Genomic DNA, 22,017 nt, shown 5'->3' on the forward strand with positions numbered 1-22,017 from the left:
GAAATATTTTTTATTTGGCTAATATAGTAAAATATTTTATAATTTTAATTAAATTAATGTGAAATTTAATAATAAAATCGTAATGTTTGGGATGGGTGTTTTTAGTAATTTTGATTTTTTCATATATATTATGTATAATTTCCTTTATATGTTATTATTCATGATTTTTCCATTTTTCTTTCTTAATTTTACCACTTCAAGATGATTATGGTATGAGAAAAATATATTCTTTTCTGTTAGTGTTCTTTTGTTTTCAGTTTGGTTTTGCACAATTAGACACGGAACATTGGTTTGCTCCCATGTTTCAGAGGTCTGGTTCTGCTTCGGATAGGCAAAATCTTTATTTTTCTACCAATAGAACCATTCCTTTTCCTGTAACCATTTACCATAATAATGTGCAGATAGGTACGGTAACCATCAGTAAAGGAAATCCTCAGAAGTTTACCATTCCTCGTCAGTATATTATTACCCGAGATAATGCACAGCTTTTCACTCCTGTTAGTATGGGATTAGAAGTGAGGGGAGCGTATCCGTTTTTTGCAAATCTGCGATTCAGTACCTATAATCACGCAGAAATTTTGACCTCAAAAGGGAAAAGTGGTTTAGGAACTCATTTTTATGCTGCCATGGCACCTATCGTGGCGAGGCATAATCTTTTTAATTTTATGGCATCGGTGATGGCCACGGAAAATAATACCCAAGTAACCGTTTCGGGCTACAGCCGTGATGTTCTTTTCTCTAATGGAAATACGGGTGCCAATACGCCTACGCTTACTTTTACGCTACAAAAAGGGCAGTCTTATATCATCGAAGGAAATGGTATGTTTGCCCAAAATCAAAATGGAATCATCGGAGCCAAGATTATTTCAGATAAGCCCGTGGCGGTAACCAATGGTAATTTTAATGGGCAGTACGCTACGGATACCAATAGCTCTGATATTCTTATGGATCAAAGTGTGCCTACTGAGCATTTGGGTAAAACATTTGCGGTAGTAAAAGGAAATGGAACGATAGGTTCTAATATGGAAACGCCTATCATCATTGCTACTGTAGATGGAACACAGGTTTTTGTCAATGATGAAGTAACCCCTATTGCTACACTGAATGAAGGTGAGTTTTTCCTTATCCCTGAAAATAAATACATTCCTCATGCGAATGGACATCATAATCTCTATATCAGCACCACCCAGAATGTATATGTGTATCAGTTGCTTTCAGGTTCTACGGCGTCTTTACTCTCTGCGGCTACTGGGGGATTTAATTTTATCCCCGCACTCAGTTGTTATCTTCCTAAGGCGATAGATGAGGTAGGAATAATTCAAGAAAATGAAATAGTTACCAATAATAACCCTGCGGGACTGCTGAATGTCCCTACAAGGCTCAATATCGTTACCGAAACAGGGGCGGTGGTGCAGCTCAACGGTGCAGCGTTACCCGCTAACTCAGGTCCCTATCCCATGGTAGGAAATCCTAACTGGGTAACCTATTCCGTACCGAATGTTACAGGGAATATTGTGGTAAATTCCACTAAAGCGGTTACTGCGGGAATCATTGCTGGAAGTGATGCAGTGGGGTACGGAGGTTATTTTGCGGGATTTAATACCCAGCCGAGAATAGCAGTAACAGGCACTTGTTTTCCTAATGCCTCTATTTCTGTAGTTTCAGGGCCTTATGATGGCTATCAGTGGCTATTAAACGGAAATCCTATTCCTGGAGCGAATCAAATTACTTATACGCCTACCGTACCAGGATATTATTCTGTGGAAGTAACCAATGGTACTTGTGAACCTAAGGTTTCTGATGTAGTGAAAATAGAGAAGTGTATGGTGAATAGTACCTCGGTGTTAGATGTGTGTAAAGAGGCAACCATTGTACCTGTCTTGTCCTCGGCGAGTATTCCTCAGGCATTAAATATCAATTCAGTGGCGGTTACGGTACCACCTACTAGGGGAACGGTGAGCATCCAGCCTGCAACGGGAGAAATTACCTATACTGCTAATGCCAATGCCATTGGAGGTACGGATACTTTTACCTATTCTTTCTGTGGGAACCATCCAGATTTTCCAGAATGCGAAACGGTAACGGTAACCATTCGGCTTCAGAATTTTTCTACTCAAAATCAAACGCTCACTTCTTGTTTAGTAAACGGACAAGCCACTTATGACCTTACCACAGCAGTGGTAACTGCTGCTACGGGGGTTACTTATGACTATTATCCTACGCTTATTGATGCCCAGAATGAAAATCCTGCTACACGTATTGCTAATCCTATGGCGTATGTTATTACTAATCCTACTTCGGTTTTTGTAGTGGTGAAAAATGTTTTTGGATGTAAAGAAATTGCAGAAATTCAGCTTCAAATAGTACCCGGACCTATAGTTCAGGATTATAATGGCTCATACTGTAGTGCCACCATCGGTGGGGCAGTGTTATTGGATTTAGGTACTTTGACGAATCAAATTGTTACTAATCCTGCTAATTATCAAGTTCGTTATTATGCGAATTTGGCAGATGCGAATGCCGGAAATAATAATACACTCCCTAATCCATTTATTTTTGCTATCACTACTACTATTTATATTCGTGTAGATGCACAGAATGGGTGTCCGCCAGTCATAAAACCTGTGGTGCTGAATGTACCTCAGAGTGTGCCATTACAGTCTATTTTTGTTAATAAGACGGTGTGTGATGATAATGAAGATGGTATTAAGGAGGTGAATTTAGATGCGTATATATCCTCATTTACCAATCAGGCGGGAGTTACTGCTACTTATTTCACAGATTTAGACGATGCGATGAATAATGTGAACCCAATATCTAATCCTGTAACTGTAAACGGCATAGATACTTTTTTTGTTCGGTTTAGTAGTGATGGTTTTTGCCCAAGTGTAGGAACGATTACGATAGCTGTTCAGGCAGCGAAATTTTCGGCAAATCTTCAGGATGTAGAGATTTGTGCCAATCAAACTACGGTATTAGATGTAGGAGAAGGGTTTGATGCTGTACTTTGGAGTACTGGTGCTACCACCAATTCTATTACTGTGGGCGTAGGTACTTATACCGTAACGCTTACGCATAGAGGGTGTTCGGTAACGCAGACGGTAACCGTTTCTGCCATTCCTCAGCCAGTGATTACGGGTATTGATATTAATGAAAAGACGGTAACCATCCATGTAGAAGGAGGAACACCTCCGTATCAGTACTCATTAAATGGAGTGCTATGGCAAGATTCTAATGTATTTACCAATGTCCCTCGGGGGATTTATACAGTCTATGTGAAAGATGAAAGTGGATGTGGCATAGTAGAGGCAGAGTTTGAAATCATTAATCTCATTAATGCCATCTCTCCAAATTATGATGGAAAGAATGATGAAATTAATTACTCAGAAATTCTAAAAAAGGAAAACCCTGTATTCAAAATTTTTGACCGATATGGTGCACAGGTTTTTGAGGGAACATCCGCGAACCGATTTACATGGAACGGGAAGATGGCTCTCAATAGGCATGTACACACAGATACCTACTGGTATATACTAGAATGGACAGAAACCAATAGACTGATACCGAGAAGAATCAAGTTTTCTAGTTGGCTTTTAGTGAAGAATGTATTGGGAGATGTATTAGAAGAAAGAAACAAATAATTATTAATTAAAAATTTTAAGACAATGAGACTATTTCTTACATGTGCTTTTGCACTGATGCTTACTTCATGTGTGAGCAGGAAACAATTTGATGCCCTCCAAGGGAATTACAATCAAGCCATTGAGAATTTGGCAGAAAGACAAAGGGAGATACAGAGTTTAAAATCCACTAACACGGCATTATCTAGTGAAAATAACCTCCTAAAAAGTCAGCATGATGCCCTTAAATCTTCTTTGGATGCTTGTTTGTCTAACCAAGGGAAAAGCTCTGTGAATATTGATAAACTCGTAGGAGAGATTAATGCTTCTAATGCGTACATTAAGCAGCTGATATCTACCAATGCGAAGAATGATAGCCTCAATCTAGCCCTTTCTAATAAGCTGAAAAGATCACTGGATAATGTAGCTGATCAAGATGTACAAGTGAAAGTACTGAAGGGGGTAGTGATGATTTCACTATCTGATAAGATGCTTTATAAAACAGGAGATTATCAGGTGCTTCCTGCGGCACATGAAGTGCTAGGGAAAGTAGCAAAAGTGATTAATGACTATGATAAATACTCGGTACTCATAGAAGGAAATACAGATAATGCACCGCTGAACTCTATGAATTTACCGAAAGACAATTGGGATTTATCTGCCCTGAGAGCTACTTCTGTGGCAAAAATTTTACAAAACGAATTCGGGGTAGAGCCTGCAAGGATTACCGCAGGCGGAAGAAGTGAATACAACCCTAAATCTACCAATATGAGCGTGTCTGGAAGAGCTGAGAATAGAAGAACGGAAATCATCATTATGCCAAAATTAGATGAATTCATGAAGCTGATGGACATCGCTCCAGTGAAAAAATAGTATTTAATCTAAATCAATAACATTAAGACTCTTTTGCGTAAGCAAAAGAGTTTTTTATTGTCTCATCAGATTTTGTAGAAAGATTTTATGGGTGTGATTTTATGTTTTTACTTGTTTTGGGTCTAAAATATTATATTTTTCTCAATAAAACATCTTGTGTTTTGGGAACACCATCTGGTGCATGCTTTGCACCAGATGAATTATTTAAAAATCTATCTTGTGCAGAGTTTGCACCACCTTGTGTAAGGTTTGCCCCACCTTGTGCAGAGTTTGCACCAGATGAATTATTTAAAAACCTATCTTGTGTAAGGTTTGTCCTAGATGAATAATTGGGCAATCCACTTTGTTTAAAGTTTGCCCATATTCTTTGAGGGATTTTGGCAAAGTGCTTTGAAATTATATAAACTTCAGGAAATTGAAACTAAATAAAAAATCAAGACGAGTTCATTAATAGAGTGAGAATTACATATCAAAATAAAAGGATTATGTAACGGGAAAATTATGCCGTTGGAGCAAATAATGGTAATTTTGTGGGGTTTTAAAATATTATTACAGTGAAGCATCGTTTACTATATATTGTATTTTTTTCTTGGAGTTTTATCCTTTGGGGGCAGTCTAAAGTAACGGTTTATGATAGTGATATTCGTACGGTGATGGAAGGGGCAGAAGTGTACTGTAATCATCAGCTCATCGGTAAGACCAATGCCCAAGGAGTACTGTCTTTTACCACGAAATGTACAGAAGTGCTGATTAAGAAAAAAGGCTACCGCACCGAAAAAGCAGTGGTGGATAAATTTATGCAGAAAAGTCTTTTCCCAGAAGAGGAACAGGAAATAGGGAAGAGAAAACTAGATGCACAAAGTGATAAAGCAGCACTGAAAATTTTGGATGAAGTGCACCGAAAGTTTGAACAGAACTCTCCTAAATCTTTGTCTTCATATCGGTATAAGTCTTATGAAAAACTTGCGGTAGATATTAATCCGGATAGTATTTCTTCCTATAATCAGTCTCTTAGGGAAGCACTAGGGAATTTTGACAAAATAAAATGGGTGAGAAAAAAGCAACAGCCTGATACTGTACTTACCATAAAGAAAGTCTTCGCCAATAGTCAATTGTTTCTTTGGGAAAGAACCATGGAGCATCTTTACTCTCAGAAAAAAGGAGAGCGAAAGAAAATTCTGAGTAATGAGATGGCGGGGCTTAAGGAACCTTTAAATGAATTGCTCATGCTCCATACCAATAGAGATGAAAAAATGCCTAAAGAGATAGACCCCAAAAACCGAAATATATACCGCTATTTCCTTACAGATTCTGTAGAAATAGAGGGTAGGAAAAACTGGGTGATCCACTTTCGGGAAGTAACTTACAGAAGAGCCATACAGAAGAGATTATTTAACGGATATCTCTATATAGATGCAGAAACTTTTGGAATCAAAAAAATAGAAAGTAATGGAAAACAGCCTGGGGAGTACAAGCTCACCAGCATCTGGACATTGCAGAATGGCAAATGGTTTTTAGAAAGTGAAAATCTAAAAACCAAACTCTATAGCGTGAAAATAAAGCCTGAGGATAATGATAAGCAGAAGCTAAAGAAATTTAAACTTTATGGTTTTGTTACTGCTAAGTATTTTGATTTTGAACCTTCTGCACAGGTGGATAAAAAGGAGTATCGGGGATATTTTTATCAAAACAAAGACCCTCAAGAACCTATGGCAAAGTACCGCAGTACTCCTCTCAATCCAAGAGAAGAGCATTCTTATACCGTGCTTTCAGAACTGAGTGCTACCTATGATTTAGAGAGAAAAATAAATGGGGCAGCTGGTTTATTAGATGGAAATCTACGAACGAAAAAAATAGACTGGAATGTACTGAAATTCCTTAGCTTTAATAATCACGAAGGCTTTAGAGTAGGGGCAGGTGCTAAACTTAATGAAACATTTCACCCGAATTTTTCTCCTGATGCCTATGTGGCGTACGGACTGAAAGATGAGGTTCTAAAATATGGGCTAGGAGTAGATTATTCCTTTAGCAAAAATAGGATTTCTAAACTCCGAGTGGAATATGTGAATGACAAAGTGAGTGCAGGGCGTTTTAGCGAAAGATTATGGGATGGTATTATGGTGATGAGTAATGCAAATATCGCAATGAATAATCGGCATTATGTGAATTACAAATCTTTCAAAATGAGCTATCAGTATGATGTATCTAATGCTTTGGGACTGGAAATTTCAGCTTCCAAAAATAGAGAGTCATTGGTAGTGCCGTACAGCTATAATGGAGGAGGCAATGATTTTAAGTTTTTTACCACCACTGCCACTTTAAAATATACACCGCTGTTTAAATATGTAAAAACCCCCAGAGGTAAATTTACGGTAGAGAAGAGGTATCCAGAGGTATATCTCAATTATGAGAAATCTTGGAATGCCTTAGGAGGGCAATGGGATTATAGTAAAGCTGATTTTCTTGTGAATCATGTTTATGAGAATAAATGGGGAACTACAGGGGTTCGTCTTTATGGCGGAATGGTTTTCGGAGATGCTCCCCTCTGGAGAAATTACAGTGCCAATGGACTTTCTTCTGGTTCGGGGGTGAATTTTGCATTATTTTCTTACCTCGGATTTGTTACCATGCCCAGTACAAAGTATTATAATGATTCTTTTGTAGGAATGTATTTTATGCATACTTTGCCGTGGCATTTTAAAAGTATAGGGCAGAATACTTCTAGTTTCAGTCTGGTTCATAGGAGTATCATTGGGAAAATGGAAAACGCTCATCATCATGCTACGGAGTTTCAGCCTTTGGATAAGCTCTACCAAGAAGTGGGGGTAGAGTGGAATAACTTCCTATCCAGTTGGTTTAATCTAGGGATTTTCTATCGGGTAGGGCATTATAGTACGCCTGTTTTTTCAGAAAACATAGGCTTTCAGTTTAAATTTAGATTATTAGGATTTTAATTATGAAAACAGTACAAATTCAAGCAACGAAATTTTTTGAACTACTAAAACTCCACGATACTTCTATGTGGTCTGTTTTTGCTGAAATGATAGATGGAGAAGAGAAAGAACTCGTTTTTTTAAATGACCAAGCGGAGGTGCTTTTTCATTATACATTGCCCAAAACATTAGAGCAACTCCAGAAAGACCAGGTGGTCTTCTCTGAAGAATATGCAAAGAAAATAGAAGAGAGTAATTAGTTATAATGAGAAATTAGAGGTTTACTACTTACTAACTATTGATTCCTACAAAGCCAAAGCATTATAGTAGATTCAAAATACAAATGGCATAAAAAAGGCTGTCCGTAACCATTGGACAGCCTCTTTTTACACCAAATTAAAATAAAATAGAACTTTGAATAGAAATAGGTTTGGTGAACAATTTATTATTAAGGTTATTAGTATTGATAGCTTAGTGTAATGCTAAAGTTTCTTCCCCTTCCTGGATATCCTTGCATAAGAGATTGGTATGCCTGATGCTGAGGCTCAGAATAGAGGTCATTGCTAGACAATGCACTTCGGAAATACAATTGATTAAAAATATTTTCAATGTTAAATCCTAAGCGGATATTGTTTTTCGTTTTATAGTAAATGGTACCATTGGCCAAAGTATAGGCAGGAAGATATTGGTTGTTAAATTGGTTTTGATATGCTTTATCTACAAAATAAACACCTGCACCTATACCTAGCCCTTTAAGAGCGTGGTCGAACTCGTAATTAATCCAAGAGTTTGCGGTATGTAGAGGAGTCCATGGGGTTTTATTGCCAACGATTTTTTTATCTTCGTCAGATTGTCCTTTAGAGATAAATCGGGCATCGGTAAATGCGTACCCTAATTTGAGGTATAGATTTTTTCTGATGGTAAAATCTGCATCTAGCTCGAATCCTTTAGAGTTTGCTCCGCCCACTTGAGAAAGGATATTATGCCCTACGATGACATTACTCTTCTCTATATAAAATCCAGAAGCAGTGATGTTATAAAGATTTTTCTTATGAAATTTCACTCCCACTTCAGTTTGGAACCCTCTTTGTGGCAAGAAAGCGTTATTGGTTCTATGGTTATGAGAGCGGGTTGGCTTAAAGAAATTGGAGGCTGAACCATAGATGGTCATGAAATCCTGTAAAGGCTGATAAGAAAGCCCTAAACGGAAAGAGAAGTTATGAAACTTATCACGATTTGTGGTAACAGCTTCATCTACAGCTCTTCTTGGGTGGTAAGTGCCATCAAAAGAATCATATCTCAACCCTATGAGTGTTTTGAAATTATCGGTGAACTGAATCCAGTTATGGAAATAAGTCCCAATGAGGAGTTCCTTTATTTCATATATCTTGGAGAGTTCGCCAGGTCTTCTATTGCTAAAGTGAGGATAGGTGCTTTCTACAGCCCCATCATAGATGATGTTTTTGTAAAGCGTTTTTCTATCCAAATAGGAAATGGTGTTTCCTGCCATAGCATGGTGCTTGATGCCTCCAGTGTTAAAGCTGAAATGATAATCTAGCTGATTGCTGGTAGGTTTGGTAAGATGGTTAAAGTGGTAGGCACCATTATACAAGTTTATCGCTTTGGTGTTAGGATTATAGAAGAGTACCTCATCTAGCATGTAATCTATGCTATCATCATAATGAGAGAGCGTATTGGTAAGGCGAGAGCCGTTATTTAATTTATGGGTAAATTTCAGTTTAAGCTCTGTTCTTTTGTTTTTAGTATAATCATGAGGATTGCTATAGCTTTGGGTATAGTCTAGCCCTTTGATAACATTACCGAAATTATCCAAAGGTACCCCTGCGTCTCCTTGGAAATAATCATTATTATGCTGAGCGAAAAGCTCTAATTCTGTATGGTTATTGATAAAATATTGAAGTGTAGCAGCTACATTTCTTGTCTTTTCACTGATGTTTCTCCATCCATCGGTTTTGTGGATGCCAGAGTCTAATCTGAATCTTAATTTATTAGGAATAATAGCACCTCCTAATCCTAGGGTGTAATTTTGAGTATTGTAGCTTCCTATAGTTACGGCACCATTCCCTGTAAACTTTTCGGTAGGCTTTTTTCTTACGATGTTAATGATGCCTCCTAATGCAGAATGACCGAACATTTCACCACTCGGCCCTTTAAGAGATTCTATTCTTTCTACGCTGGCAAGATTGGTAATTGGTGCACTTTGGGTAATGGTATGTCTTTCATCACGGATACCGTCATTCAGTACCACGAAGTCATCAAACCCTCTGATATTAAAAAACTGAAATGCACCATATTGGTTTACGGAGTGAATGCCAGGGATATTTCTTACTGCATCTTCTACTTTGGTGATATTCATTTCTTCTAAAATCTTATTATCTAAAACATTGATGCTCATAGGAGCTTCTAATCCCTTAATGTTTAGATAATTCACATGGATTTTCTTTTCAGTGTTGATGAGTACTTCCCCTACTGATTTTACACTATCTTTAGCAATTTCGGGCTGTGCTTGTCCAAAGTAAAAAGCGGAAATAAAACACGCTGTAATGCTTATCTTTCTCATAATAATTTTTTATATCAAATCCTGCTTTTGCGTAACAAAAATAAGTATATTTGTATCCGTTAATTTTGCAAAATTACTTAAAATAATGACTTTACCAAATAGTTTTGTTACTTTAAATAAAAATCGTGTTACTTTTTTCTTGTTTTTATTATTCATTTTGAGCATGATGGTTTCTTGTGCCAAAACGGAAAATCAAAATGGAAAACTCAGTACTACGGATACACAAGGAAATACCGTGAGGATAGAAAAACCTGCCCAACGCATTGTGGTATTGTATGAACCTTTATTGGAAACGGTTTATATGCTTCAAAAACAAGAAACACTGGTAGGGATTCCTTCTAAAATCTATACCGATGCCGATAATCACAAGGCATACGCCTTGATGGATACTCGTATTGCGGAGAAAAAAATAGCGACTCCTGGAGATATGGAATCAGCGAACTTGGAGAGCCTCGTAGCCATGAATCCTGATTTGGTCATTGCCTATCAGCTTTCTCCTAATGTAATTTCCAGCCTGAAAGAGATGGGGATTGCGGTATATATGGGGAAATCAGAAACTTATCAAGATATAGAAAAAGAAATAAAAGATTTGGCATTGCTTTTAGATGCTAAAGAAAGAGGAGAGGCATTACTTTCTTTTGCTAAGAAAGAATTTGAAATGATGGCACAAGCGGTAAAAGATGTAACGCCTAAAAGTGCGTATTTTTCTTGGGCAAATGGAAGAATATATACCACTACAGGACAAACCAGCATGATGAATGAGTGCTTGGTCTTCGCGGGAGTGAAAAATGTATGTACCTCCCAGATGGATCAGGCGAATATCAATCCCGAAACTTTGGCTTCATGGAATCCTGATGTGATTTTTATGTGGAATGATAGTCCTTCGCTTTTTTATCAAAATCCTCAGCTCTCTGGGGTAAATGCTATTAAACATAAGCAAATTTATACCCTGATGCCTATGCACTATTTTAATCCCCACACTTTAAAGGCCTTGCTTACTACACTCTATATGCAAAGCTGGGCATATCAGATGCATTCTGAAGAAATTTTGCTTCAGAAGTCCAAAGAATATTTGGTGTTTTTGTATGGAGAGAAAACAGGAAATGCCCTGTTTCAGCAGTTTAGAAAATCATGACAAAATCTGTATTTAATCTCTTAATTTTCTATATACTGCCCGTGCCTGTCCTATTGGCCTCCTTATTTGTGGGTGCTAGTGAACACGCTTCTTTTGTGGAGTACTCTACGCTTTTCTGGAAATTTATTCAGGGAACCCTCTCTGCAGAAGAACTTTTAAGATGGGAAGCGGATACCAATATTATCCTTAATATTCGTTTGCCTAGGGTATTGCTTACTTTTCTGATCGGTGCGGCACTTTCTACCTCGGGTGTGGTTTTGCAAGGGGTGCTTAGGAATCCTTTGGTAGATTCTTATCTTTTAGGAATTTCCTCTGCGGCTGCTTTTGGAGCCTCTTTGGCAATGGTAACAGAGTTTTTACCCATAGCACTCTCGGCCTTTATTTTCGGGTTTATTTCGGTCGCGATTACCTATTTCATCGCTGCCAATAAGGGGACTTACTCCATCGTTTCTATTGTGCTTTCTGGGATGGTGGTTTCTGGGATTTTTACAGCGTTATTAAGTGTCGTTCAGTACATTTCTAATCCTTTTAAACTTTCTGCTATAGTACAATGGACTTTAGGTAAACTTAATTCTGCTACTTGGGAAGAAATCAAGCAGGTGTTTTTTCCTATTCTCATTTCACTCATTGTGATTTATATTTTCCGTTGGCGATTGAATTTAATTTCTTTGGGAGATGAAGCCGCTAAAGCGGTGGGGGTAAATCCTGCGTTAGAAAAAATAGTTTTGGTATCTGCCGCTACGCTCATGACGGCAAGTTCCGTAGCTTCTGCAGGTATCATTAGCATGTATGGACTCTTTTTGCCGCATATTATCCGAATGTTATCTGGAGCGAATCATGTCCGATTGATTCCCCAAAGTATGCTTTTAGGGGGCACTTTTTTAGTGTTAATTGATGACTTTTCTCGTTCTCTTTTCGCTTTTGAGATTCCTGTAGGGGTGTTTACTATGCTCATAGGTGGGGCATACTTCGTATATTTAATGAAAACCAATAAACTCAACTGGCAGTGATGGAAAATAAGGCGATAGAAATACGAAACATTCATTTTTCTTACCCGAAATTGTCTCCTATTTTTGATGGATTATCCGTGTGTTTTAAACCGTCAAAATTTTCAGCTCTTTTGGGGTTAAACGGAAGTGGTAAATCTACACTTTTTAGAATTATTGCAGGTTTACAAAAAGATTTTGGGGGCGAAGTTTATTTTTTTGGAACATCAGCGAAGCGGTTTTCTGCCAAAGAAAAAGCGGCTACTATTGGCTTTTTATCTCAATCATTTGAGCCAGTATTTCCGTTTTCGGTCAAAGAAATTTTAGAAACAGGTCGTTCTGCATTTTCTACATTTTCACTCACTTCCAAGGACGAAGACCGAATAGAAAAAGTGGCGAAACAATTAGGAATCCATTCCTTGCTTAATGTTAATTTTAATGCACTCAGTGGCGGACAGCAACAGCGGGTATTGATAGGGAGGATACTGGTACAAAATCCTAAAATTATTTTGTTAGATGAGCCTACCAATCATTTGGATATTCATCAGCAGCATGAACTGATGGCATACTTGCATACGCTCACAGAGGAAGGATATACCATTTTGGCCATTATGCATGATCCTGCTTTGGCACTTCGTTATGCAGATGAGGTTTTCGTTTTGCATGAAAAAAATATTCAGCCCATGCCTATGCACGCTGAGACCCAACAAGAATTATTGAAAAAGGTGTTTTCTCTAGATTTTACTACCATACAATTAGAAAACGAAAGGGTGGTTATTCCACGGAAAAAATAAATAATATTCAGTGTAAAAATAACATGGTGGAACCAACAGTGAAGCATATCACGAATATATTAAGAATTAAATTTTTGTAAATAAAATAAATGTATTATATTTGCACTCGTAAAATGAGATGTAAAATATGTTAATAATTCCAGTAAAAGACGGAGAGTCTATCGACAGAGCGCTTAAAAGATACAAAAGAAAATTCGATAAAACAGGAGTTGTTCGTCAGCTTAGAGCAAGACAACAGTTCGTTAAACCTTCTGTAACTTTGAGACAAGCGAAATTAAAAGCAGCTCACAAACAAAGAGAAGCTAGCAAAGAAGAGCAAGCATAAAAAATCATTTTTATCAAAAACTTACTTCCCAAATTAATATATTTGGGAAGTTTTTTATTATTATGATAGACCGTTTTCTAGATCATTTGCTTTCAGAAAAAAAATACTCTCCAAACACTGCAAAAAGTTATGAACGAGATTTGCTTGATTTTCAGGCATTCTATGAAAATACTTTGAAAAAAAAAGACATTGTTCATGCAGATAAAAATGCCGTAAGACAATTCATTATGGCTTTGGCACAGAAAGGATTGGCTAAAAGGAGTATGAATAGGAAAATCTCTAGTCTTAGAAGTTTTTATCTTTTTCTACAGAGAATAGGAGAGATAGTACATCCGCCTACAGAGACCATAAAAATTCTCAAAGAACATCCTAAGAAGCAAATGCCCTTTTCTGAAGAAGAAATGCAAAGACTCACGGAGATAGAACAAAAAGATGAATTGGCTCATATATTAGTAGAAACGCTTTACCAAACAGGGATGAGAAGAGCTGAACTGTGCCACTTAGAACTCCAGAATGTGGATTTTAATGCACAGCTTATCAAAGTAGAGGGAAAAGGTAAAAAACAAAGACTCATCCCTATAGGAGCTGATTTAGAAAAAATCTTATCCCATTACCTCACGCATCTTCGTCCAGTTTCTGAATTACCTTATTTTTTTCTTTCAAAAAAAGGAAAAAAAATCACGGAAAAATTTGTCTACACAAAAGTAAAATCCTACCTTAGTATTGTCTCTCACAAGGAGAAGAGAAGTCCACATATTTTGAGGCATAGCTTTGCCACCCACTTGCTTAATAATGGTGCTGAAATATCTAAAGTAAAAACACTTTTAGGACATAGTTCTCTGGCAAGTACGCAGGTCTATACCCATGCAAATATAGAACTACTCAAAACGGTTTTAAAAAGAACCCATCCTCGTGGAGAGAAAGAATAATAATTAATCATTTTTTAAATTTTTTGTTATGAAAATTCAAGTACAAGCCATCGGTATGACTCCGCATGCACCACTAGAAGAGCATTTAGAAAAGAAAATTTCAAAACTGGACACTTTTTACGATAAGATATTAGAATGTCATCTTACTCTAAAAGTAGAGAACTCTAGCGATAAAGAAAACAAAACCGCAGAGCTTAGAGTGGTGATTCCTGGGGATGATATCCTTGTAAAGAAAACTACGGCATCATTTGAAGAAAGTATTGATGCTTGTGTGGATATTTCTAAAAAGCTATTAATCAAGCATAAAGAAACGAGATAGAAAAAAAATCAAAAAAAAATTAAAAAAAATTTGGAAGATTTAAAAATTGATTCTATATTTGCACTCGCAAAAAGGAACTAAGAAGGTCTTTAAAATTTTTTGCCTCCATAGCTCAGTTGGCCAGAGCACGTGATTTGTAATCTCGGGGTCGTGGGTTCGAATCCCTCTGGAGGCTCAAAATAAGAATGGGGAGATTCCAGAGCGGTCAAATGGGACTGACTGTAACTCAGTTGCTTCGGCTTCGTAGGTTCGAATCCTGCTCTCCCCACTTTTTATTTTTAGAAAAAAAATAAAAAAATATTTGTGGGTTTAAAAAAAAGTATTATCTTTGCACCACAAAATTACCAACAATAAAAAATGCGGAAGTAGCTCAGTTGGTAGAGCGTCAGCCTTCCAAGCTGAATGTCGCGGGTTCGACCCCCGTCTTCCGCTCTAGAAAATCACAACCAACTTAAGGCTTGTGATTTTTTTTTCACTCGCCGTTATAGCTCAGGGGCAGAGCGCTTCCTTGGTAAGGAAGAGGTCTCGGGTTCAAATCCCGATAATGGCTCTAGAAAATGAAAAGCTACCGAAAAGGGTAGCTTTTTGTTTTGATAAATACCAAAATTATACCTCCTACCTTATCTTCTTCCTTTGAACTACTGCCAAAATAGAAATGGATAAAATTATTTTGATAAGAGGAATATAAGCATGAATTCCCAAAATAGAAAAATGAAAGATATCTTTTAGTCCTAAAATATTTGTAAGAATAATCATGTACATGGAAATGTAAAGTGCTGCTACCATTAAGTGACCACTAGATTTCTTTTCCTCAAAAAAGTTTTTTTCGTTTTTTGAAAAGAAATCTACCCATCTGTAACCACTGAAAAATAACAACACTATAAATATCATTTTGATGATGATATCCATCCAAATCAACTCCTCATCAATTTCTTTTGCATTTACCGATTGAAAAAGAAAAATAGGCACCTGAACAACGAAATGCATCATCTGCTGAAAAGCAATGATGAAAAATACTATTTTTAATAAGTCTTTTAAAAGCATCGGTTATTTAACTATCTCAATTCAATATCCAACAAATATAGCTGTTTGCTACGCATATTATCCCTCTTTACCTAAAAAAATATTATTATCTTTGTGAAAACTATTGATTTTATGAATCTAAATATCCAAAATGAAACGGGTAAGCTGAAAACAGTGGTACTGGGACAGCCCATTTCTAACGGTGCTACACCTACCCTAGAAGAAAGTTATGATGCAAAATCTTATCACAGTATTGCACAAGGTATTTACCCTATAGAGAAGGATATCATCACGGAAATGGAGGGGTTTAAGGAAGTACTTCTTAAACATGGTGTGGAGGTGCTTCGTCCAGAAGTTATACAAGATTATAATCAGGTTTTTTCTAGAGATGTAGCCTTCGTGATTGAGGATAAAATGATTCTCTCTAATCTCATCCCTGATAGAGCAGATGAACAAGAGGCTTATAGTAAAATTTTCGAAAGAGTGCCATGGAGAAACATCATTAATCTCCCAGAATCTGCTCATGTAGAAGGTGGTGATGTCATTGTGTGGAATGATTTTATTTTCATAGGAACTTGTTTTAGTGAGGATTATAGAAATTTCAAAACTGCGAGAACCAATGAATATGCCATTGAGATTCTCAAAGAATATTTCCCTAAAAAAAGAATCATTGACCTCGAGCTGAAAAAAAATGACACGGTTCCTTTTGAGGGAATTCTCCACTTAGACTGCACTTTTAACCCTATAGGAAAAGATAAATGCATCATCTATAAAGATGGATTTGTAGATGAAAGTGATTACCGACTGATATTAGACATCTTTGGAGAAGAAAACTGTTTCCATGTAGATAATGAGGAAATGTTTGCCATGTTCCCGAATATCTTCTCTATTTCGCCAGAAATCATTGTTTCTGATAAGGCTTTCACCCGCATGAATAATCACTTAAGAGACGAGTGGGGCTTTACTGTGGAAGAAATTCCTTACAGAGAAATCTCTAAGATGGGTGGGCTGCTCCGCTGCTCTACCATGCCTTTAGTGAGGGAATAACACACTATTCATTTTTTATAAAAACAGAGAATAATAACCACGACGAATTGTCGTGGTTATGTTTTTTAATGCCTATAGAATCTATCCAGATACCCTTGCAATATAACGGAGTTTTCCTTTATCTTTGTTCATTCATTTTATTAAAACTATGCAAACAACTCATACTGTTCTCATGATAGAGCCTATCGCTTTTGGGTACAATGCTCAAACAGCGGAAAATAACTACTTTCAGGTGAATTCTGAAAATGAAGATACCCAAACCAAAGCCTTAGCAGAGTTTAATGCTTTCGTAGAAAAGCTCAGAAGTAAAGGAATCAATGTTATTACTATAAAAGACACTTTAGAGCCACATACACCAGACTCTATTTTCCCTAATAACTGGGTGAGCTTTGGACATGATGGTAAGGTGGTACTGTATCCTATGTTTGCTCCCAACAGAAGAGATGAAAGAAGAATGGATATCTTAGAGCAAATTAAAAATCAAGGGTTTGAAGTAAAAGAAATTATAGATTTTACCTCATCAGAAACGGATGAAAAATTTCTAGAAGGCACAGGAAGTATGATTTTTGATCATGATAATAAGATTGCTTATGGTTCAGTGTCTCTAAGATTAGACGAAAATTTATTCAGAACTTTTTGTGAACAGTTCGGTTATACCCCTATCGTTTTTCATTCCTTCCAAACTGCAGGAAACGAAAGACTTCCTATTTATCATACCAATGTGATGATGTGTGTAGCAGACCAATTTGTAGTTATTTGTTTAGACTGTATTGATGACCAAGCAGAAAGAGAGCATGTCATCCACACTATTCAAAATTCGGGTAAAGAAATTGTAGAGATTACCGAAACTCAAATGCAAAATTTTGCAGGAAATATGCTTCAGGTACAAAATGAACAAGGAGAAAAATTCCTTGTAATGAGCCAAAGTGCTTACCAATCACTATTACCAGAACAAATAGCCCAAATAGAAAAATACTGTGAAGTAGTATATGCTGACCTCCAAACTATAGAAACCAATGGAGGAGGAAGTGCAAGATGTATGCTGGCAGAGGTATTTTTGCCTAAAACATAGTAATATCACTATCTTTGCACGGTAAAAAAGAATTTTTCACACAAAAAAAATAGTACATGTCAAATTTTGTAGATTATGTAAAAATCCATTGTAAATCTGGACACGGAGGTGCTGGGTCTGCCCACTTAAGAAGAGAAAAATACATCCCGAAAGGGGGTCCAGATGGTGGAGATGGAGGTAGAGGTGGGCATATTATCATGAAAGGAAATGCCCATGAATGGACACTCCTTCCCCTTCGCTATACCCGACATGTGCGTGCAGAAAATGGGCAGCCTGGTGGAAAGAATCAGCTTACAGGAAGATTCGGGGAAGATGTGTACATAGAAGTACCGATAGGGACTATTGCTAAAAATGAAGAAGGAGAAATCATCGGTGAGATATTAGAAGATGGACAAGAAATCATCCTGATGCACGGTGGAAAAGGAGGATTGGGGAATGAGCATTTTAAATCCGCTACCAACCAAACACCTCGCTACGCCCAGCCTGGACTTCCTGGGGAAGAAGGCTACATTGTCTTTGAACTCAAAGTCCTTGCAGATGTAGGTCTAGTAGGCTTTCCGAATGCTGGAAAATCTACTCTTTTAGCCGCTGTCTCCGCAGCAAAACCTAAGATTGCAGACTATGCGTTTACTACACTTACCCCCAACTTAGGAATAGTGAACTATAGAAATTACAAATCTTTTGTAATGGCAGATATTCCTGGAATCATAGAAGGTGCTGCAGAAGGAAAGGGATTAGGACACCGATTTTTAAGGCATATAGAAAGAAACTCTATCTTATTGTTTCTAATTCCTGCAGATTCTGAAAATCATTATCAAGAGTATAAAATTTTGGAAAATGAATTAAAGGAATACAACCCTGAACTTTTAGACAAAGATTTTATCGTTTCAATATCCAAATCGGATTTACTTGATGACGAACTTAAAGCGGAAATCGCTGCAGAATTTCCTGAGCATAAGCCACCACTTTTTTTCTCTGGCGTTACTCAAGAAGGACTTCCCGAACTCAAAGACGCCATCTGGAAAAGACTCCACGGATAATATTTCCTTAAAAAATAATTGAAAAATAAGCTGCTTCTTTTCAGAGGCAGCTTATTTTTCAATTCATCTCTATTAAATAGGAGACTATTGATAGGAAGTTATTGTTTTGTTCAGTTGTTCCACTTGGTACTGCAGAGATATACTATTAGGATTTTGTTTGAGTGTTTCCATTTTCTTTTGCACCCCTTCTTTCAGCATATTGAGAATCATCATTTTTGCTTGTGGATTACCGCCCAGTTGTCCTTTTACTTGCCCTAGAATTTTAGTAAGATGATCTATTGCTTTACTATTATCGGTAGTCATCATCCAGTGGAATCCTTTTTCTGCCAATGCACCTAATTTAGGATCTTGGAATTTTATAAAAGGATAAAAAGCCACAGTAGAGGCAATTGCAGAAAGCTGTTTTTCTACTTTATTATTAATGATAACAGGTAAAAGGGAAGTAATGATGTTTTCGCTGGCATTTTCTAAGTCAATTGTACCGATGATTTTTTCTACTTTTTCAGGAGCTACCTGAACCAGACCTTCTAAACCGGCTGCTTTTGTAGCAAATGATAATGGTGAAGAAACATTTTTCTCAAAGACAGAAGCGTATTTTGCATTCTTAGTTTTTGCTAATGCAGAAAGTGCGGCGGCTACTACCAGTGTTTTATCATCGTTTAGCTTTTGCTCTACTTCAGATATTGCTCGCTTTGCTACGGCAGGTTGAGATAAATCTAAGGCATTGAGTGCCATTACTCTAATTCTGAAATTGCTATCCTTCAAGGCACGGACTAAAAGCTGAGTGGCTGTGTCATTTTCAGGCATTTTTTCCACTGCTTTGATGGCTCTATATCTGCTTAGAAAATCTTTAGAAGCCTGATACATAGCAGTGGCCTGTGCAGGGGTAAGTTGTTCTTTAATTTCTGAAAGCAATACCCCATCGGCATTGACATTAATCACTTCAGGATTTTTAGATGAAGGCAATACGAAGTCATTTTTCGCTTTGGCATCTACCCAAACTTTGTGTCTTTGGGCTTTCCCATTCTCTATAAAATCTATCACTAATGGAAACTGAAAATATTGGTTTTGAGACTGATGAATAGATAATGTAACAGCTTTTTTTATAGGATCAAAAGAGCTGGTATAGCTAAGTGTAGGGTGTCCACTGCCAAAAAACCATTGATTAAAAAACCAGTTTAAATCTTTACCACTGACCTTTTCCATTGCCAGTCTTAGCTGATGTGCCTCTGCCGTACCATATTCATTGACTTTCAAAAATGAGGTAAGAGAAGCGAAGAATGCCTTATCTCCTAAATAATTCCTAAGCATGTGAAGAATAGCACCTCCTTTATTATAGCTCACCGCATCAAACATATCTTCTCTAGAATGGTAATTAAACCTTACCAAATCTTTACTGATATTTTCAGGATTAAGGAAATATCCTTGGTTAGCACGCATCAATCCATAGTCTGCGAGGTCTTTTCCATATTTATATTCATTCCACAGGTATTCGGAATAGTTAGCAAATGATTCATTAATGGTAAGATTAGACCAACTTTCGGTAGTTACTAAATCTCCGAACCAATGGTGAAATAATTCATGAGCAATGACATCTTCCCAGCGGTTTTCGTCTTTTAGCTGATCTGGTTTTTGCTGTGCCATATCTGAGTGAAGTACAGCCGTGGTATTTTCCATAGCTCCCGACACATAATCTCTAGCAGTAATTTGAGCGTATTTTTGCCAAGGGTAAGGGTAGTTCAGTTTATTAGAGAAAAAATCCAGCATTTCAGGAGTCATCCCGAAAATTTGCTTGGCATACGGTTCATATTCTTTTTCTACATAGTAGTCCACCGCTATATTTTTCCATCGGTCTCTTACCACGGCATATTCTCCTACGCCTATAAAAAATAGGTAAGGAGCATGTTTTTTATCCATCACCCAGTAGTCTGTTCTTAGGTTGTTCCCTGTTTTACTAGAATTTTTCAGTAAACCATTAGAAAGCGTGATGTATTTATCAGGAACGGTGATATAGATTTCCTGTGTAGTTTTTTGGTTGGGTTTATCAATGGTAGGAAACCATGCCGAGGAAGATTCTGTTTCTCCCTGAGTCCAAATTTGCGTAGGTTTATTAGGATCTTTACCTTGTGCATTAATAAAATAAAGTCCTTTGGCATCCGTAATTGCTGCACTTCCTATCTGTTTTACTTCTGAAGGACGGGCGGTATATTTAATATATACAGTGTATTGTTCATCTTTCTGATATTCTTTATCCAATTGAATAGTGAGTTTCTCTTGGGTATAATTAAATTTCAGCGGTGTTTTTTTATTCTTTTTTTCTAGTGCTACTTCATGAATAAGCATTCCTTTCGCGTCTAGTTCTAAAGTATTGGTTGCATAAAAATGAGGAGCAGCAGTGAGCCATTCTTCTCCGTGAACATGTTCTTTATCAAAATCAAATCCTACTTTTAGTTTGGTATGTACCAAAGCATTTTCTACTGCTGCGGTAGCTCTATATACTGTTTCTCTTCCAGAGGTTTCTGTCTGTGCCATGGTAACTTCAGGAGCGAAAAATATCCCGAGCAACATAGCGGAAAGTATCAATTTTTTCATTACTTATTTTTTATTATACATCGAAAGCAAAAGTACAATTTTTACCTCTCAAAAAATAATTTTAGCGTATGAAAAAATAGGCAATCCATAGACAATAGGATTTTAACTGCTGGCTTTTAGTGAATAGCTTCTAACTTTTTAGTCTTTTAGCCTTCTAAGCTTTAATTTTTAAAATCATTGTACATGATACAACTTATAAAAAACTTTTTGTGTATTAGAAAACTTTATCTATCTTTGCCTCGTTATGTTACACGCAATCAATACATATAAAATTACTGAAAAAAAGTGGGCCAAAAATTTGGTCAATTCAAATGATTGTGTAAACACACACACACACACACACACACACACACACACACACACACACACACACACACACACACACACACACACACACACACACTTACCTTCGCTAAGTATATATAAATATGCGTGTGTACGCGGAATCTATAAAAAAAATCTAGAGCGAGCAAATATCGGATATTTTAATTTATATCCTCCTTCATTGAGAAGGGGGCAATTTTGTTTGTGTCTATGTCATCATCATAGTTATTTGTTACCCCATAGAGGAGAGACCTGCACCAGTACCTTCCCTATCCTTCACCAGAACTTTTTACAAAAATCAATACGATATCAGTGTCTCCCTTCTAATTTGTACAGTTCACTAATTGTTTTTTGGGAGGATAGGGATTTAATAAGGAATTATCTAGAAAAAGGAAAGAAATTAAAGAATCTAAAAAATCGAAAT

General features: G+C 36.9%; 17 protein-coding genes and 4 tRNA genes. 17 read left to right on the forward strand and 4 right to left on the reverse strand.

The features are described 5' to 3' along the window. Nucleotides 1-212 precede the first annotated feature (212 nt). Both HMPREF9699_RS03510 and HMPREF9699_RS03515 read left to right on the forward strand, forming a co-directional pair. A complete protein-coding gene (locus HMPREF9699_RS03510) occupies nucleotides 213-3,641 on the forward strand; it encodes a T9SS type B sorting domain-containing protein (RefSeq protein WP_002662468.1) in 3,429 nt (1,142 codons plus the stop codon). A gap of 24 nt (nucleotides 3,642-3,665) precedes the next feature. Further along, complete coding sequence (locus HMPREF9699_RS03515; RefSeq protein WP_002662470.1) at nucleotides 3,666-4,493, forward strand: OmpA family protein; 828 nt, start codon at nucleotides 3,666-3,668, stop codon at nucleotides 4,491-4,493. Nucleotides 4,494-4,623: 130 nt separating this feature from the next. Here HMPREF9699_RS03515 and HMPREF9699_RS11170 read toward each other — a convergent pair whose 3' ends face one another. Beyond that, nucleotides 4,624-4,830, reverse strand: a complete 207-nt coding sequence (locus HMPREF9699_RS11170) for a hypothetical protein (protein WP_147292190.1) — start codon at nucleotides 4,828-4,830, stop codon at nucleotides 4,624-4,626. Between the two features lie 217 nt (nucleotides 4,831-5,047). On the opposite strand from HMPREF9699_RS11170, the gene HMPREF9699_RS03525 reads away from it, so the two are divergent. Together HMPREF9699_RS03525 and HMPREF9699_RS03530 are read left to right on the forward strand one after the other, a co-directional pair. Further along, nucleotides 5,048-7,447, forward strand: a complete 2,400-nt coding sequence (locus HMPREF9699_RS03525; protein ID WP_002662472.1) for a DUF5686 family protein — start codon at nucleotides 5,048-5,050, stop codon at nucleotides 7,445-7,447. Nucleotides 7,448-7,449: 2 nt separating this feature from the next. Continuing rightward, nucleotides 7,450-7,686, forward strand: coding sequence for a hypothetical protein (locus HMPREF9699_RS03530; protein ID WP_002662474.1), 237 nt, complete (start codon nucleotides 7,450-7,452; stop codon nucleotides 7,684-7,686). A gap of 197 nt (nucleotides 7,687-7,883) precedes the next feature. On the opposite strand, the gene HMPREF9699_RS03535 is transcribed toward HMPREF9699_RS03530, so the two are convergent. After that, nucleotides 7,884-10,007 (reverse strand): TonB-dependent receptor, encoded by a 2,124-nt coding sequence (locus tag HMPREF9699_RS03535; RefSeq protein WP_002662476.1) that lies wholly within the window; start codon nucleotides 10,005-10,007, stop codon nucleotides 7,884-7,886. A gap of 85 nt (nucleotides 10,008-10,092) precedes the next feature. Here HMPREF9699_RS03535 and HMPREF9699_RS03540 point away from each other — a divergent pair, with 85 nt between their 5' ends. The 10 genes from HMPREF9699_RS03540 to HMPREF9699_RS03585 all read left to right on the forward strand — a co-directional run bounded on the left by HMPREF9699_RS03540 (nucleotide 10,093) and on the right by HMPREF9699_RS03585 (nucleotide 15,045). Beyond that, nucleotides 10,093-11,142: an ABC transporter substrate-binding protein gene (locus tag HMPREF9699_RS03540; protein ID WP_002662477.1), complete on the forward strand. Its 1,050-nt coding sequence runs from the start codon at nucleotides 10,093-10,095 to the stop codon at nucleotides 11,140-11,142. After that, complete coding sequence (locus HMPREF9699_RS03545) at nucleotides 11,139-12,152, forward strand: FecCD family ABC transporter permease (RefSeq protein ID WP_002662479.1); 1,014 nt, start codon at nucleotides 11,139-11,141, stop codon at nucleotides 12,150-12,152. Before HMPREF9699_RS03540 ends, HMPREF9699_RS03545 begins: the two co-directional genes overlap by 4 nt. Next, a complete protein-coding gene (locus HMPREF9699_RS03550; protein WP_002662481.1) occupies nucleotides 12,152-12,922 on the forward strand; it encodes an ABC transporter ATP-binding protein in 771 nt (256 codons plus the stop codon). The genes HMPREF9699_RS03545 and HMPREF9699_RS03550 overlap by 1 nt, the downstream gene beginning before the upstream one ends. A gap of 127 nt (nucleotides 12,923-13,049) precedes the next feature. Beyond that, nucleotides 13,050-13,247, forward strand: a complete 198-nt coding sequence (gene rpsU / locus HMPREF9699_RS03555; RefSeq protein WP_002662483.1) for a 30S ribosomal protein S21 — start codon at nucleotides 13,050-13,052, stop codon at nucleotides 13,245-13,247. 62 nt (nucleotides 13,248-13,309) lie between these two features. Continuing rightward, the gene (locus tag HMPREF9699_RS03560; protein WP_002662484.1) at nucleotides 13,310-14,176 is read left to right on the forward strand and encodes a tyrosine-type recombinase/integrase; all 867 of its coding nucleotides are present in this window, start codon (nucleotides 13,310-13,312) and stop codon (nucleotides 14,174-14,176) included. A gap of 28 nt (nucleotides 14,177-14,204) precedes the next feature. Beyond that, nucleotides 14,205-14,495 carry an HPF/RaiA family ribosome-associated protein gene (locus HMPREF9699_RS03565; RefSeq protein ID WP_002662486.1) on the forward strand — a complete coding sequence of 97 codons (291 nt, stop codon included), beginning with the start codon at nucleotides 14,205-14,207 and terminating at the stop codon, nucleotides 14,493-14,495. Nucleotides 14,496-14,596: 101 nt separating this feature from the next. Then, nucleotides 14,597-14,670 (forward strand) — tRNA-Thr (locus HMPREF9699_RS03570). 12 nt (nucleotides 14,671-14,682) lie between these two features. Beyond that, nucleotides 14,683-14,763 (forward strand) — tRNA-Tyr (locus HMPREF9699_RS03575). Nucleotides 14,764-14,854: 91 nt separating this feature from the next. After that, nucleotides 14,855-14,927: transfer RNA gene (locus HMPREF9699_RS03580), tRNA-Gly, on the forward strand. A gap of 46 nt (nucleotides 14,928-14,973) precedes the next feature. After that, a tRNA-Thr gene (locus tag HMPREF9699_RS03585) sits at nucleotides 14,974-15,045 on the forward strand. A gap of 65 nt (nucleotides 15,046-15,110) precedes the next feature. On the opposite strand, the gene HMPREF9699_RS03590 is transcribed toward HMPREF9699_RS03585, so the two are convergent. Next, on the reverse strand, nucleotides 15,111-15,539 hold the full coding sequence (locus HMPREF9699_RS03590; RefSeq protein WP_002662488.1) for a hypothetical protein: 429 nt from the start codon (nucleotides 15,537-15,539) through the stop codon (nucleotides 15,111-15,113). Nucleotides 15,540-15,650: 111 nt separating this feature from the next. Between HMPREF9699_RS03590 and HMPREF9699_RS03595 the strand changes: the two genes are divergently transcribed. The 3 genes from HMPREF9699_RS03595 (at nucleotide 15,651) to obgE (ending at nucleotide 18,677) form a co-directional block, all read left to right on the forward strand. Further along, nucleotides 15,651-16,565, forward strand: a complete 915-nt coding sequence (locus HMPREF9699_RS03595; RefSeq protein WP_002662490.1) for a dimethylarginine dimethylaminohydrolase family protein — start codon at nucleotides 15,651-15,653, stop codon at nucleotides 16,563-16,565. 148 nt (nucleotides 16,566-16,713) lie between these two features. Beyond that, entirely contained in the window at nucleotides 16,714-17,637 is a 924-nt protein-coding gene (gene ctlX / locus HMPREF9699_RS03600; protein WP_002662492.1) for a citrulline utilization hydrolase CtlX, read from the forward strand. Between the two features lie 56 nt (nucleotides 17,638-17,693). Further along, nucleotides 17,694-18,677 carry a GTPase ObgE gene (gene obgE / locus HMPREF9699_RS03605; RefSeq protein ID WP_002662494.1) on the forward strand — a complete coding sequence of 328 codons (984 nt, stop codon included), beginning with the start codon at nucleotides 17,694-17,696 and terminating at the stop codon, nucleotides 18,675-18,677. 84 nt (nucleotides 18,678-18,761) lie between these two features. On the opposite strand, the gene HMPREF9699_RS03610 is transcribed toward obgE, so the two are convergent. Next, the gene (locus tag HMPREF9699_RS03610) at nucleotides 18,762-21,269 is read right to left on the reverse strand and encodes a M1 family metallopeptidase (RefSeq protein WP_002662496.1); all 2,508 of its coding nucleotides are present in this window, start codon (nucleotides 21,267-21,269) and stop codon (nucleotides 18,762-18,764) included. Nucleotides 21,270-22,017: the final 748 nt, after the last annotated feature.

The organism is Bergeyella zoohelcum ATCC 43767 (assembly GCF_000301075.1).
Classification (GTDB): Bacteria; Bacteroidota; Bacteroidia; order Flavobacteriales; family Weeksellaceae; genus Bergeyella; species Bergeyella zoohelcum.

What these genes read in the sequence shown, in the direction of transcription:
- HMPREF9699_RS03510 (WP_002662468.1), top strand. Translation starts at nt 213, where the DNA reads ATGAGAAAAATATATTCTTTTCTGTTAGTGTTCTTTTGTTTTCAGTTT.
- HMPREF9699_RS03515 (WP_002662470.1), top strand. Translation starts at nt 3,666, where the DNA reads ATGAGACTATTTCTTACATGTGCTTTTGCACTGATGCTTACTTCATGT.
- HMPREF9699_RS03530 (WP_002662474.1), top strand. Translation starts at nt 7,450, where the DNA reads ATGAAAACAGTACAAATTCAAGCAACGAAATTTTTTGAACTACTAAAA.
- HMPREF9699_RS03535 (WP_002662476.1), bottom strand. Translation starts at nt 10,007, where the DNA reads ATGAGAAAGATAAGCATTACAGCGTGTTTTATTTCCGCTTTTTACTTT.
- HMPREF9699_RS03540 (WP_002662477.1), top strand. Translation starts at nt 10,093, where the DNA reads ATGACTTTACCAAATAGTTTTGTTACTTTAAATAAAAATCGTGTTACT.
- HMPREF9699_RS03545 (WP_002662479.1), top strand. Translation starts at nt 11,139, where the DNA reads ATGACAAAATCTGTATTTAATCTCTTAATTTTCTATATACTGCCCGTG.
- HMPREF9699_RS03550 (WP_002662481.1), top strand. Translation starts at nt 12,152, where the DNA reads ATGGAAAATAAGGCGATAGAAATACGAAACATTCATTTTTCTTACCCG.
- rpsU (WP_002662483.1), top strand. Translation starts at nt 13,050, where the DNA reads ATGTTAATAATTCCAGTAAAAGACGGAGAGTCTATCGACAGAGCGCTT.
- HMPREF9699_RS03560 (WP_002662484.1), top strand. Translation starts at nt 13,310, where the DNA reads ATGATAGACCGTTTTCTAGATCATTTGCTTTCAGAAAAAAAATACTCT.
- HMPREF9699_RS03565 (WP_002662486.1), top strand. Translation starts at nt 14,205, where the DNA reads ATGAAAATTCAAGTACAAGCCATCGGTATGACTCCGCATGCACCACTA.
- HMPREF9699_RS03590 (WP_002662488.1), bottom strand. Translation starts at nt 15,539, where the DNA reads ATGCTTTTAAAAGACTTATTAAAAATAGTATTTTTCATCATTGCTTTT.
- HMPREF9699_RS03595 (WP_002662490.1), top strand. Translation starts at nt 15,651, where the DNA reads ATGAATCTAAATATCCAAAATGAAACGGGTAAGCTGAAAACAGTGGTA.
- ctlX (WP_002662492.1), top strand. Translation starts at nt 16,714, where the DNA reads ATGCAAACAACTCATACTGTTCTCATGATAGAGCCTATCGCTTTTGGG.
- obgE (WP_002662494.1), top strand. Translation starts at nt 17,694, where the DNA reads ATGTCAAATTTTGTAGATTATGTAAAAATCCATTGTAAATCTGGACAC.
- HMPREF9699_RS03610 (WP_002662496.1), bottom strand. Translation starts at nt 21,269, where the DNA reads ATGAAAAAATTGATACTTTCCGCTATGTTGCTCGGGATATTTTTCGCT.